10 protein-coding genes are annotated in these 13,523 nt (G+C 32.2%); 6 read left to right on the top strand and 4 right to left on the bottom strand.

Annotated features, from left to right (window positions below):
* Positions 1-152: 152 nt before the first annotated feature.
* Positions 153-1,733, bottom strand: coding sequence for an NADP-dependent glyceraldehyde-3-phosphate dehydrogenase (locus AC0608_RS06950; RefSeq protein WP_478288568.1), 1,581 nt, complete (start codon positions 1,731-1,733; stop codon positions 153-155).
* Between the two features lie 65 nt (positions 1,734-1,798).
* The gene (locus AC0608_RS06945) at positions 1,799-2,110 is read right to left on the bottom strand and encodes a rhodanese-like domain-containing protein (protein ID WP_478288567.1); all 312 of its coding nucleotides are present in this window, start codon (positions 2,108-2,110) and stop codon (positions 1,799-1,801) included.
* A 284-nt stretch (positions 2,111-2,394) separates the two neighbouring features.
* Between AC0608_RS06945 and AC0608_RS06940 the strand changes: the two genes are divergently transcribed.
* The 6 genes from AC0608_RS06940 to AC0608_RS06915 all read left to right on the top strand — a co-directional run bounded on the left by AC0608_RS06940 (position 2,395) and on the right by AC0608_RS06915 (position 7,725).
* Positions 2,395-3,021, top strand: coding sequence for a Crp/Fnr family transcriptional regulator (locus tag AC0608_RS06940; protein WP_417959653.1), 627 nt, complete (start codon positions 2,395-2,397; stop codon positions 3,019-3,021).
* 73 nt (positions 3,022-3,094) lie between these two features.
* Entirely contained in the window at positions 3,095-3,883 is a 789-nt protein-coding gene (locus AC0608_RS06935; protein ID WP_478288566.1) for a sulfite exporter TauE/SafE family protein, read from the top strand.
* Between the two features lie 78 nt (positions 3,884-3,961).
* Complete coding sequence (locus AC0608_RS06930; RefSeq protein ID WP_478288881.1) at positions 3,962-5,377, top strand: MBL fold metallo-hydrolase; 1,416 nt, start codon at positions 3,962-3,964, stop codon at positions 5,375-5,377.
* 131 nt (positions 5,378-5,508) lie between these two features.
* Positions 5,509-6,345, top strand: coding sequence for a methyltransferase (locus tag AC0608_RS06925; RefSeq protein ID WP_478288565.1), 837 nt, complete (start codon positions 5,509-5,511; stop codon positions 6,343-6,345).
* A gap of 209 nt (positions 6,346-6,554) precedes the next feature.
* On the top strand, positions 6,555-6,857 hold the full coding sequence (gene trxA, locus AC0608_RS06920) for a thioredoxin (RefSeq protein ID WP_478288564.1): 303 nt from the start codon (positions 6,555-6,557) through the stop codon (positions 6,855-6,857).
* A gap of 289 nt (positions 6,858-7,146) precedes the next feature.
* Positions 7,147-7,725 carry an LOG family protein gene (locus AC0608_RS06915; RefSeq protein WP_478288563.1) on the top strand — a complete coding sequence of 193 codons (579 nt, stop codon included), beginning with the start codon at positions 7,147-7,149 and terminating at the stop codon, positions 7,723-7,725.
* Between the two features lie 67 nt (positions 7,726-7,792).
* On the opposite strand, the gene AC0608_RS06910 is transcribed toward AC0608_RS06915, so the two are convergent.
* Positions 7,793-9,961, bottom strand: coding sequence for an ATP-binding protein (locus tag AC0608_RS06910; RefSeq protein ID WP_478288562.1), 2,169 nt, complete (start codon positions 9,959-9,961; stop codon positions 7,793-7,795).
* A gap of 84 nt (positions 9,962-10,045) precedes the next feature.
* Positions 10,046-13,369 carry a chemotaxis protein CheB gene (locus AC0608_RS06905; protein ID WP_478288561.1) on the bottom strand — a complete coding sequence of 1,108 codons (3,324 nt, stop codon included), beginning with the start codon at positions 13,367-13,369 and terminating at the stop codon, positions 10,046-10,048.
* Positions 13,370-13,523 lie beyond the last annotated feature (154 nt).

The following is a 13,523-nucleotide window of genomic DNA, read 5'->3' as shown; positions in this document are numbered from 1 at the left end:
ATACTTTTCTATTATTTTACGATTTTTCATAATATATATATTTTAAACACTTAATTTTCAAATAGATGCGACACTTGTCTCAAATAAAAAAAAACATAAAAAAAGCCGACTCATAAAAAACGAGACGGCTGTACTTTTTTAATCCATATAGATTACAATGTATAATTTGTATTGACAAAATTAGATTCTTTGCTATTTAATAATTCCTGCAAAATACTATTGTTATAATCATTGTCTTTTGATGCTACAAAAGTTCTGATAGAGAACGAACGCAAGGCATCATGAATGCTTAACGTTCCCACAGCAGAGTCTTTCCTGCCTGTAAATGGGTATACATCAGGACCTCTTTGACAAGAACTATTTAGGTTTACTCTACACACTAGATTCACTAAAGTATCAATAAGTGGCGCAATAGTTTTGATGTCTTTTCCAAACAAACTTACTTGTTGTCCGTAATTTGACTCCGCCATATCATTCAATGGTTCTTGAATGTCTTTGAAAGTCATAATGGGTACAACAGGACCAAACTGCTCTTCATGATACACTCTCATTTCTTTGTTTATTGGAAATAAAACTGCAGGAAAGATATAATTAGGAGAGTGCTCCCCTCCTTTAGCATTAATTATTTTCGCTCCCTTGTGAGTCGCATCATCAATTAATTCCTGGATGTAGGCAGGCTTGTCTTTTTCGGGCAACGGAGTTAACTGTACTGATTGATCCCATGGATTTCCAAAAACCAGCGCATCTACTTTGGCAGCAAAACGACGATTAAATTCATCGGCAATCGTCTCATGAACATATAAAATTTTTAAGGCCGTACAACGTTGACCATTAAATGATAAGGTACCTGCAATACATTCTTGAATAGCCAAATCTAAATCGGCATCAGGTAAAATAATCGCTGGATTTTTAGCCTCTAAGCCTAGTATCAACCGTAATCTGTTTTTGTTAGGATGTTGATCCTGCAACGCAATAGCTGATTTACTATTACCAATCAAAGCCAGAATATCTACTTTTCCAGATTTCATTATTGGCGAAGCTACTTCACGTCCTCTTCCATAAACAATATTAATAACTCCTTTTGGAAAACTGTTCCTAAATGCCTCCAATAGAGGAGAAATTAACAAAACACCATGCTTAGCAGGTTTGAAAATTACAGTATTACCCATAATCAAAGCGGGAATCAATAAAGAAAAAGTTTCATTCAAAGGATAATTGTATGGCCCAAGACACAGTACAACACCAAGTGGACCGCGACGTACCATGGCATTAACCCCTTGGCTCTTAGTAAAACGGGAACTGTCTCTGTCTAACAGTTTGTAATCTTCAATAGTATCGTAGATGTACTCTACCGTTCTGTCAAATTCCTTTTCAGAATCACCCAATGATTTTCCAATTTCCCACATCAAAAGTTTAACAACTTCTGTTCGAGTCGCTTTCATCTGCGTAACAAAATTTGCCATGCATTTGATACGGTCCGAAACTTTCATGGTAGGCCACAAACCTTGACCATTATTGTAAGCTATGCTAGCCGCATTTACTGCTTCATTAGCTTCTGTTTCTCCCATAAAGGGAATAGATCCTAATATAGTTGGTCCGTATTCCTCCGAGGATGAGATTGTCGAGAAAACCGCGGTAGTTTGACCTTCCCATTTTTTTAACTCACCATCTATTAAATATGTATCTTGATTCAATAATGTGGTGATCTTAAATTCTTCTGGTATTACATTCATACTAAAGTATATTAAATTTTATTTTTATTTTAAAATAAATAAAGAGGCAATTGCCTCTTTATTTATTAGGGAGTAACTACTTCGCCATCCCATTCTGTAATACCTCCTACCAGATTATAAGCATTTTCAAAACCCAGTTGATTCATAATTTCACATGCTTTTGCACTTCGCATACCGGAACGGCAATACACATAATAATTTTTACTCTTGTCTAATGTTTCTATTTCAGTTACAAAATTCTGACCTCGGTGAATATCAATATTGATGGCATTAGTGATAATACCTTCATTGAATTCTGCTTCAGTTCTCACATCTAAAATCACTGCATTTTCATCAGCTTCAAATTGAGAAATCCAATCTTCTTGTGTTAAATTCATAATGATGTTTTTTGTAAAAATACAACGTTTTTAACTAATAATAAACGGATGAATTGTAAATTAGATAATATTTATAAGAAAACGTTTTCGCAAAACAGTTTGTATCAAAGAATTATAAATCAGCCATCTATTTTGCTGAAAAAGCCTATTAAATCCATGGGCAATAAATAAAATAAGATGCAATAAATCAACCACTTGCCCATAATTTCCTAATTAAAAACAGCCTCCTCTTTTTATTTTTTTTAGATTACTTTTACATTATAAACGATAGTAATTATACTAAAATGTTAGAATCAATCAAGAATATATTTCCTTCATTTTCAAGAGAATTAGGTATAGAAATCGCAACAAACGCCACTTTACATTCCTACCAAAACGGTGATATAATAATACGAACCGGCCAATATATAAAAAACACTGTATTAGTGATCAGTGGAAAAATAAAAATTTATCGCGAAGATGAAAATGGAGGTGAATTTTTCATGTATTATTTACAACCCGGTCAAGCCTGTGCTATTTCTATGATTTGTGCTACCAAAAATGAAAAAAGTCAAATAATGGCCAAGGTTGTTGAAGATGTTGACATCGTGTTAATTCCTCTTCTATTCATGGACAAATGGATGATGCAACACCGCAGTTGGTCTGAATTTGTAATTAATTCCTATCGCACTCGTTTTGAGGAAGTCCTAGAAGTCATTGACAGCATTGCATTTAGAGCAATGGATGAACGTTTAGAATTTTATTTAAAACGCCATGCCGAGGCTTGCCACTGTAAAGAATTGAAACTTTCTCATCAGGAAATTGCCTCCGAATTAAATACCTCCAGAGAAGTGATTTCTCGTCTTTTAAAAAAGATGGAACAAAGGGGCTTGGTATCCCTGCACCGTAACAACATTGAAATTTTAAAATAAAACATCACTAATGTGACAAATGTTACCGTTTACAAATGATTTACAGACAACCTTTGTATTAAAAAAAATTCAAATGGAATATTTAGGTTATTTTGCTTCAATTATCATTGGACTTTCTTTAGGTCTAATAGGTGGCGGAGGATCAATTCTTGCTGTTCCTATTTTAGTATACCTTTTTAATATCAATCCAGAACAGGCAACAAGTTATTCCTTATTTATAGTAGGAATAACAGCCATGATTGGTAGTTACAGTCACTACAGACTTGGAAATTTAAAGTTAAAACCAGCACTAATTTTCGCAATACCTTCTGTCCTTTCTTTACTTTTTGTTCGGGATATTATATTGCCCACAATCCCTTCCGTTCTTTTTACATTAAATGCTTTTGAAGTATCAAAAAACCTTTTGATAATGATAATCTTTGCTATACTAATGATTATTACGTCAATATCAATGATTAAAAAAACTAGTCAAAAAAAGAATGTGAAACAAGATAACTTTTTTCGTATTGCCTACATAGGTCTTCTGGTGGGGTTCATCACAGGATTTTTAGGGGCCGGTGGTGGGTTTTTAATCATTCCAGCATTGCTTTTTTTTGCAAACTTACCTATAAAACAGGCTATTGGCACTTCATTATTGATTATCTTTATTAATTCATTAATTGGATTTGGCGGGGATGTATGTAATGGTAACCCAATCAATTACAAACTGCTTTTTACTATTTCATCAATTGCCATAATTGGAATGTTTATTGGTACTTATTTATCTAAAAAAATTGATGGAGCAAGATTAAAACCCGCTTTTGGATGGTTTGTACTAAGCATGGGTATTTATATTATAATCAAAGAATCTTTACTGAAATAAAAAATCAATGTAACAATTATCACTGTTTATCCTAAAAAACAGAACTACATTTGTACCATGAAATTAAAAGACGCAATCATGCAAATTGAACAAATATATACAGGATGTTTAGCCCAAGGTGCTTATTATATTACCTCTAATGGCGAAGCAGCTATAATTGACCCATTACGTGAAACCCAACCGTATTTAGACCGATTAGAAAGAGATAACGTTACATTAAAATATATTTTTGAAACCCATTTTCATGCTGATTTTGTATCTGGCCATGTTGATTTGAGTAAAGAAACTGGCGCTCCTATTGTTTATGGTCCAAATGCAACCTGTGAATTTGAATGTATTTCTGCTAAAGACGGACAAGAATTCACTATTGGAAACATCAAAATAAAAGTTTTGCATACTCCTGGCCACACTATGGAAAGCGCTACTTATTTACTGATTGATGAAACCGGAAAAGATCACGCAATCTTCTCTGGAGATACTTTATTTATTGGAGATGTAGGAAGACCGGATTTAGCCCAAAAAGCAGCTTCGATGACACAGGAAGACTTAGCTGCGCTCTTATATCATTCCTTAAGAGATAAGGTGATGCCCTTGGCAGATGATGTTATTGTATATCCAGCTCATGGTGCAGGAAGTGCCTGTGGAAAAAATATGAGCAAAGAAACAATATCTACTATCGGCAATCAAAAAATATCAAATTATGCATTGCGAGCAAATATGACTGAAGCCGAATTTGTACAAGAAGTAACCGAAGGTTTATTGCCTCCACCGGCTTATTTTGGCATGAATGTAGCCCTGAATAAAAAAGGATATGAGAGTTTTGAAAAGGTATTGCATTTGGGAATGCGTGCCCTATCGGTGGTCGAATTTGAAATAACTGCTGAAGAAACCAGTGCCTTGATTTTAGATACGAGAAAAAATGGAGATTTTGCTAGAGGATTTATTCCGCAAGCTATAAATATAGGAATTGACGGGGACTTTGCTCCCTGGGTGGGCGCTTTAATTGGCAATGTAAAACAACCCATTCTAATTGTTTGTGAAGTAGGACAAGAGGAAGAAACTGTAACGCGTTTGAGTCGTGTAGGGTTTGATAATTTAATAGGTCATCTAGATGGCGGTTTTGATGCCTGGGCAAAATCCGGAAAAGAAATTGATACGGTAAATAGAATTACAGCCAAACAATTTGTAGAAAAAGTAAAAATAGGTGAAAGCACTATAATTGATATTCGCAAAGAAAATGAATATTCAGCTGAACATGTACAAGAAGCCTACAATAAACCATTAGCAGCTATTAATGAATGGGTGAAGGATATAAATCCGAAAGAACATTTTTACCTACATTGTGCGGGGGGATACCGCAGTATGATTGCCGCTTCAATATTAGAAGCTCGTGGTTTTAGAAATTTTACAGAAATTGAAGGTGGATTTAATGCAATTGCAAAAACAAATATACCAAAAACTGATTTCGTTTGTCAAAGCAAAGTTTTAAAATAATTGACACAAAAATTAAGGAAGCTGAGTATCAAAATTATTGGTGTTTTTTATATCAATTATAAAAGTATTTTACCCGTCCCTCTTTTGAACGTCTTTGTACATTATGTTCACAATTTAAAAAATAAAATAAAATGTCAGAGTTAAAATGTTGTCTAGTTTCTTGTGAGTCAACGCTTGACGCAACCTATTGGGAAGCCCAATACAAAGCTAAGACAACCCATTGGGATTTAGGTAAAGTATCTCCTCCCATACAAGCGTATGTGGACACCTTAAAAAACAAGAACATTCGTGTTTTAATTCCCGGCTGTGGAAATAGTTATGAAGCAGACTATCTTTTCGAGCAAGGATTTACAAACATAACTGTTATAGATATTGCACCCACTCCTGTTGCGGATTTAAAAGAAAAGTTTAAAAACAATTCTAATATTCAAATTATATTAGGTGATTTCTTTGAACACGAAGGAAAATATGATTTGATAATTGAGCAAACCTTTTTCTGCGCTTTACCACCTGTATTGCGGCAAAAGTACGTTTGGAAAATGCATCATCTTTTAGCTGATGAAGGAATTTTGGCTGGAGTATTATTCAACCGAACTTTTGAAACCAGCCCTCCTTTTGGCGGAAGTAAACAAGAATATGGAATGCTTTTTGCAGGTGCTTTTGACTTTTTGAGCATGAATTTGTCTAAAAAATCCATAAAAGCAAGAGCCAATTCAGAATTGTTTATCGAACTAAAAAAAAACAATCCAATAGCTGTTACTCTTTATAAATTTGATGGTATTACTTGTAGTGACTGTATGAAAACTATCTCACAAAAATTAGCAGCAATAGATACTATCTTAAATGTAAATATCAGTAGTAATTTTGCTGAAGTTTTAATTGTCAGTAAAAATGAAATCATCCTCAAGGAATTACAGGATGTGATTTCATATGATGAAAAGTATAGAATTGAAAAATTGAAACAATAATACCAGTTTTTTTTCAAAATAATGGAAGTTTCTTTATTTATAAAATAACACCTTAAGTTTTAGATTTTTCTAATAGTTACCTTAATAATTTTTGCTTGAATCGCTTTTTAAAATATAAATATTTAATTGGCTATGGGCTGTTTCTTTTAGTAAGTTGATTTTATTTTTTTTTAAAATAGCACTATTTCTTAACTACAAATACAATAGAGATGAGTAATTTCGATACGATTATCAAATCCGAAAAACCGGTATTAATAGATTTTTTTGCTACATGGTGTGGACCATGTAAAACGCTCTTTCCAATTTTAAAAGCAGTAAAAGACCATTTGGGAGAGACCATTTCCATCATTAAAATTGACGTGGACAAAAACCAGCAAATTTCAAATCAATATCAGGTTCGTGGGGTTCCTACAATGATTTTATTTCAACATGGCAAACAGTTGTGGAGACAATCAGGGGTGTTGAGTAAAGAGGAAATTATTAAAATCATTTTGGAAAAAAGTAATAAATAATTTTTAACTGTCAGTATTAATTCTAAAATTAAATTTACTGTAATTACGTTACAAACTGATGAACTTTTATTTTTTGAAAAATTCATTATTTATTTTACTCGAAAATTTATTTAAAACTTCATAAAAACTCTGTATTAATTTCTATTTTTTTACAATCATTATGAAAAAGCCTCGTAGATACAAACTTTCAAGATCCGAATCTTTATTTGTACGAGGACCGATGACGCGGATAAAAAACTTAACTTTCATTTTTAAGGTCCTATATAATTTTATAAGAGCGTTTCAAAAAATGCATGCTATAAGTCCTTGTGTAACGATTTTTGGATCAGCCCGTTTTGGTCCGGAAACTGCTCATTATAAAAGCGCCGAAAAAATTGGTTCCGAAATAGCAAAATTAGGATTTACAGTAATGACAGGAGGTGGACCTGGATTAATGGAAGCCGCAAATAAGGGAGCTTATCAAGCAGGCGGATATTCCGTAGGATGCAATATTGTGCTTCCTGTAGAGCAAAAACAAAATTCTTATTTACACAAGTGGGTTTACATTCCTTATTTTTTTGTAAGAAAAGTAATTTTAATAAAATATTCCTATGCTTTTGTAGTAATGCCAGGAGGAATAGGAACATTAGACGAACTATTTGAAGCTTTGACTTTAATTCAAAATAAAATAATCAGCAATTTCCCAGTTGTAATTTTTGATTCTGTTTATCACAAAGAATTAACCTATCATATCAAAAAAATGGTAGACTATGAGAGTATCAGTCCTGAAGACATGAAGCTCCTTTTTGTAACTGACTCTGTAGAGGAGGTCATAGAACACCTCAAAAAACATGCTATCAAAAAATTTGGTTTAAAAAGAACAAAATAAAAGCATTCCTTGATTGACAATTAATATAACCAGACTTACTTATAAATTTGAAGATCTTTTTTTAAATTTAATTATTTTCATTTAACGATCCCTTTTGCAACCATTTATATAAAACTTCTTCCAATTTACATCTAATAATAGGTTTGGAAACATAATCATCCATTCCTGATTCTAAACACTTTTCTTTTTCACCTAACATTATGCCTGCAGTCAAGGCAATTATTGGAATGTTATTGTATTTTTTTAAATGTTTTATTTCCGCAGTAGTTTGATATCCGTTTTTATGAGGCATTTGGATGTCCATTAAAATCAAATCCAGTTTCTCTTTTTTGTACATTTTAATTGCTTTTTCACCATCTGATGCTTCTAAAATAGTGCTACCTGGTAGAATCGATTTCAGTAACGTTTTTACTAAGAGCATATTAATTCTATTATCCTCAACTATCAATATATTTTTCCCAGAAAAATCCATTGAATAATTGGCTTCGTTATTTCTCGTAATTTTTTCCTCTTGGCCTATGGAAATAGTTTCATGATTAGATTTTTCTAATTCAATATTAAAATAAAACTCACTTCCTTGTCCAAATTTACTTTTTAATTTTAAATCACTGTTCATCAAGGATAAAAGCTGATTTGAAATAGCTAATCCAAGTCCTGTTCCACCAAATTTGCGTGTTATAGAGCAATCTTCCTGCATAAAAGATTGAAATACTTTCTCTTGATTTTCTTGTTTTATTCCAATACCTGTATCTTTTACACAAAACGTTAAGTGGCATCGATTTTCATCTTCAGAATTAGTTTCACAACTAATATCTAACTGAACATGCCCTATTTTTGTGAATTTTAATGCGTTACCTATTAAATTCACTAAAATTTGTTTCAAACGTATGGAATCTGCAAAAACAAAATTGGGAACAGTGTCTTCTATATTTAGAATTAAATCTATTTTTTTTAAATCTGCATGATATTTAAATATATCAACTACATGATGCGTAAGTTCTATAAGATTAATTTCTTCGACGTTCAATTCTAATTTTCCCGATTCAATTTTGGAAAAGTCTAAAATATTATTAATTATTTCAATTAAAATAGTAGCAGATTCATTAACCGTATTCATGTATTCCTTCTGGTTTCCATCTAAACTAGTCCGCATTAATAAATCCGTAAATCCAATAATTCCGTTTAAGGGAGTGCGAATTTCATGGCTCATATTTGTCAGAAAACTAGATTTGGCTTTATTGGCCGCTTCAGCTTGTTCTTTAGCTTTTGTTAGCGCAATTTCTAATTTTTTAAACTCCGTTATTTCAACAAAGCTAATGATCACTTTATCAATTTCTCCATTACTATTAAAAACAGGAAAACCATTAAACAAAAGCCATTTAATAGATGTGATATAGGGTTTTTTTATTCCAATAATAAAATTTTTAATTGATTTTCGAGAACTAATAATTTGGTTAACGGGATAATTTTCTATGGACAACGATTTATAATCCTCTTTTATAAATTTCCATAGTGGATTATGACTGTGTTTTTCTTTTATTTTTTCCTTACTCAAACCTATTAACACAGAGGCTTTAGGATTTGAAAAAAGAATAGCAGAATTCTTATCATGCACAATTATACCAACATCAAGATTATTCAATAAATCCCGATACCGTTCTTCACTTTCTCTAAGTGCTGATTCCGTTAATTTATGTTTTGTAATGTCTACAACTGTGATCAGTGCTTCTTTTTTATTTTCAGAAAGAATTCCGGTAAGATATATATTTATGGTTGTTTGATCCTCTAAAACTAATTTAACCTCACAACATTCCTTTTTTTCAACTTCAAATATACGCTCTATAAATTCATTGAAAACAGGCTTATAACCATCACAAACAAAAAATCCAAATTGACTATTTATCAATTTTGATCTGTCTTTTTTTAAAAGTTGAGACCCAGCTATATTAAGATGAGTCACTTTACCTGAATTTGTAAGCGTAAAATAGCCTGTGGGCGCAAAATCATACAATTCAGTGTATTTTTGCTTTGCCTTTTCGGCCTCATTTACAGCAAGCATGAGTTCGTCTTTTTGCATTTCCAACTCTAACTGATGTACCTCTAATTCATGAATCAGTTTTAATGTTTCCACTTCTGAAAGTTTGGAATTACTTTTTGACTCTTTTATCCTTTGTAATTCCTCTGCTTTTTGTCTAATGATGAAGCGAGCTTCAGTTTTATTTTCAATATTTCCCATGAGTACTACATTTTTAAATACTACTATTTTAATTGCCTAGAATTGGAAATTATAAAGCCTTTTATCTTTGACCAAAAATTCCTCTTATAATACTATTTCATGCATAAAAAATTGAATGTTTTTTTGACTACCAATAAAATAAACTGTGCTGATAAATTCAATATTAATTCTTTTTTTATGCCCTGTTTCAATTTCTTTATAAATTGATCGAAATGATTCGTTGTGACTCAATTCCTTAAAAGTTTCTTTATTTATTATGATGTTTTTTAGAAATTCAACAGTCCAAATTTCTTTTCCAATAAATTTTTCCTTGGGAATACCCGTTAAATCTATAAAAAAAGGGTTTACAGCATTTATCTTTCCTGATGCTCCATCCACAAATACAATTCCGTCTTTTACAGAATCGAAAAGGTGCTTGTAACGCGTTTCAGCATTAACTAATGCTTCCTGAACAAAGACACGATCAGAAATATCGCGTATGATACACTGAATCACTTTTTTATTATTTACCAGATAAACATTACTTACAAACTCAACATGTATTTTTCTTCCTTTTGCAGTTTCTAAGGGCAAATTTTCATACCGAACAAATTCTTTTTTTTGTAACTCTAAAAATTTATCCTTGTTAGCAACAATATCTTTTAGAGAACCTATTTCCCAAATCGATTTCTCAATAAACTGATCATATGAAAAACCCAACATACCTACCAAAAATGGATTTACATCTATTATTTTTCCAGACTCAAAATTAAGAATTAGAATCCCATCTTTGGCAGATTCAAAAAGACGACGGTATTGATTTTCTAGTTTAAGAGATTCCTCAGCTTGTTTTGCTGCTGTAATATCAGTAAATGTGATTACAAGTCCATCTATGCGATCATCCAAAGTACGATATGGCATTATACGAACATAATAAAACCTGTTATCATTTGTTGGCACTTCTTTCTGGATGGGTGTAAGTGTTCGTATTACTTCTAGCGCATTATCAACCATTTCAGGATATTTCAAATCGCAAACTAAATCTGTAAAAGGTCTTCCAGTATCCGTAGCACGCAATTTAAATATTTTAGTTACGGGATCTGTAAATCGTCGTATATTTAGTTCATTATCTAAAAAAAGAGTTGCAATTTCCGTACTATTAAGCAGGTTTTTCATGTCATTATTTGCCTGCTCAAAATCAATTAACTTACTCTGTAACTCCGTATTAACTGTTTGTAATTCTTCGTTTAAACTTTGAAGCTCTTCCTTTGAAGTTGTTAATTCTTCATTTGTTGATTGAAGCTCTTCATTTGTTGATTGAAGCTCTTCATTTGTTGATTTAAGTTCCTCTTGAGAAGCTTGCATCTCTTCACGAACACTGTTTAAATCTTCATTACTACGAATGAGTTCCGCTTCTAGTTCATTCTCTTTACTAGTAGCATTCAATTTTATTAATTTAGAAGTACCTAAACCGGGTTCCTTGCTACTATTAGTATTGATAACATCCGTGAATACCACCATTATCATCCCTTTTAAAGCGTCCGGACTTTCTAATTGCTGGACTGTCAAGTTTATTAGATGATTGGTTCCATTTTCATTTACTTTTATGGAATCAACATGCACTGGATCGAAATTTTGCATCGCTTTACGGAACGCTTTTGGCAATTCATTTCTTAGACCTTCCCGAGCCATAGCATGAATGTTCCAGTTTGCTTTACCAGCTACTGGTTCTAAATATTTCCCAGTTCTCCCAGTAATATAGAGTATATCCCCTTTATTATTAACCAGTATGCTTGCAGGTAAAAAACGTTGTAGTAAAATTTGATCCGTAAGAGTCTGTATGTTTTCAACGGCCTTATTTTCTTTCATAATATCAATAGTTTCTCTTTTAATTTGGGAAAAAGAACTTGGAAAATTTGAGAATTTAGGGGAAATTGATTTTGAAATTCGCTTAAAAAACTTCAATTTTGAATCCACTACTTCAAATCCTGTAATACTGCTTGCAATTGTTTCTGCAGTTCCAAGCATCATTATACCACCATGGTTTAAGCTATAATTAAACAGCATTATTAATTTATTTTGTAATTGAGGTTCCATGTATATCAACATGTTCCGACAAGTTAATAAGTCCAACTTTGTAAATGGAGGGTCTTTGATAACATTGTGAGGCGCAAAAACAATCATTTCTCGTATGGAAGTGTTTACCCGATACCCTTCTTTTTCGGGTGTGAAAAACTTATTGATACGTTCTTGTGATACATCCTTTGTTATGTTAGAATAAAAAAAACCTTTCCTTGCTTTCTCAATAGATAAAACATCTAAATCAGTTGCAAAAATTTGTAATTTTATTCTTTTATCTTTTTCCCTTTTATAGTTTTCCTCTTCAAAAATCATTGCTAAAGAATACGCTTCTTCACCCGTCGAACAGGCAGGAATCCATACTCGTACAATATGTTCAGGAGACATTCCTTGTAACATTTTTGGAATAATTTCCTCTTTCAGTTTATTCCAAACAGGAGGATCTCTAAAGAAACTCGTTACACCAATTAGTAATTCTTTGAAAAGCAATTCCGTTTCTTGGGGATTTTCTTTTAAAAAACGTACATACGTTTCTATTTTGTCAATATGATGTATTCCTTTTCGTCTTTCAATACGACGCAGTAAAGTACTTTTTTTATACATCGAAAAATCATGCCCTGTTTGTTCCCGTAACAAGATTATAATTTTATCAAGACTACTTTTAGTTTTAATGTAAAAATCAGATACGCTATTGATTTTTGGAAAATATTGGAGCAATGCAATTATCCTGTCAGGTAATTCTTGAACAGGCGCTACAATATCAGCTGTAACAGATGCAACTGCATTACGTGGCATGCTGTCAAATTTTGCAGAGGTAGGGTCTTGTACCACTACTATTCCGTTTTTTTCTTTGATGGCTTTTAGTCCTAAACTACCATCAGATCCCATTCCAGAAAGAACAACTCCAATACTTTTTTCCATTCGATCCGATGCTAATGATCTAAAAAAAATGTCAATTGGTAATCGCAACCCTCGAGGCTCTTTGGGATCAAATACGTGCAATCTACCGTTCAAAATTGATAAGCTTTTATTTGGTGGAATTACGTAAACAGAATTAGGTCTTACCGGAAGCATATCTGTTACCTGATAAACTTTCATCTCTGTCATTCTTTGCAGTAGTTCAGGCATTATTCCAGGATGTGTTGGATCTAGATGCTGTATTACTATAAATCCCATACCAGTGGATATGGGCATCTTTTCAAAAAATAATTTTAAAGCCTCTAGCCCACCCGCAGAAGCTCCAATACCAATAATTGGAAAGTCTTTAATATCGGATAGAGATAAACTTAAATTTGGTTTCAAATCTAAAATTTCGCCTTCTTCAAGACTGACTTGATTATATTTTATCATTATAAAGCTAGATTTTCATTTAACTATTTTTTGTTGAGTAGTATTCTACAATTAAGTATTGTTTTTTAAATTTGACAATTAATAAATGGCTAATTTAATATGTTTAAATTGTCTAATCCTTTTTTTATGGATTAAATAAAAGATTACTCTATTA

The organism is Flavobacterium sp. GNP008 (assembly GCF_056428965.1).
Note: the sequence above shows the minus strand (reverse complement) of the source record. Positions and strands in the feature narration are given on the sequence as shown.

Bases quoted from the DNA above. Each gene is read 5' to 3' on its own strand.
- AC0608_RS06950 (WP_478288568.1), bottom strand. From the start codon at position 1,733: ATGAATGTAATACCAGAAGAATTTAAGATCACCACATTATTGAATCAA.
- AC0608_RS06945 (WP_478288567.1), bottom strand. From the start codon at position 2,110: ATGAATTTAACACAAGAAGATTGGATTTCTCAATTTGAAGCTGATGAA.
- AC0608_RS06940 (WP_417959653.1), top strand. From the start codon at position 2,395: ATGTTAGAATCAATCAAGAATATATTTCCTTCATTTTCAAGAGAATTA.
- AC0608_RS06935 (WP_478288566.1), top strand. From the start codon at position 3,095: ATGGAATATTTAGGTTATTTTGCTTCAATTATCATTGGACTTTCTTTA.
- AC0608_RS06930 (WP_478288881.1), top strand. From the start codon at position 3,962: ATGCAAATTGAACAAATATATACAGGATGTTTAGCCCAAGGTGCTTAT.
- AC0608_RS06925 (WP_478288565.1), top strand. From the start codon at position 5,509: ATGTCAGAGTTAAAATGTTGTCTAGTTTCTTGTGAGTCAACGCTTGAC.
- trxA (WP_478288564.1), top strand. From the start codon at position 6,555: ATGAGTAATTTCGATACGATTATCAAATCCGAAAAACCGGTATTAATA.
- AC0608_RS06915 (WP_478288563.1), top strand. From the start codon at position 7,147: ATGCATGCTATAAGTCCTTGTGTAACGATTTTTGGATCAGCCCGTTTT.
- AC0608_RS06910 (WP_478288562.1), bottom strand. From the start codon at position 9,961: ATGGGAAATATTGAAAATAAAACTGAAGCTCGCTTCATCATTAGACAA.
- AC0608_RS06905 (WP_478288561.1), bottom strand. From the start codon at position 13,369: ATGATAAAATATAATCAAGTCAGTCTTGAAGAAGGCGAAATTTTAGAT.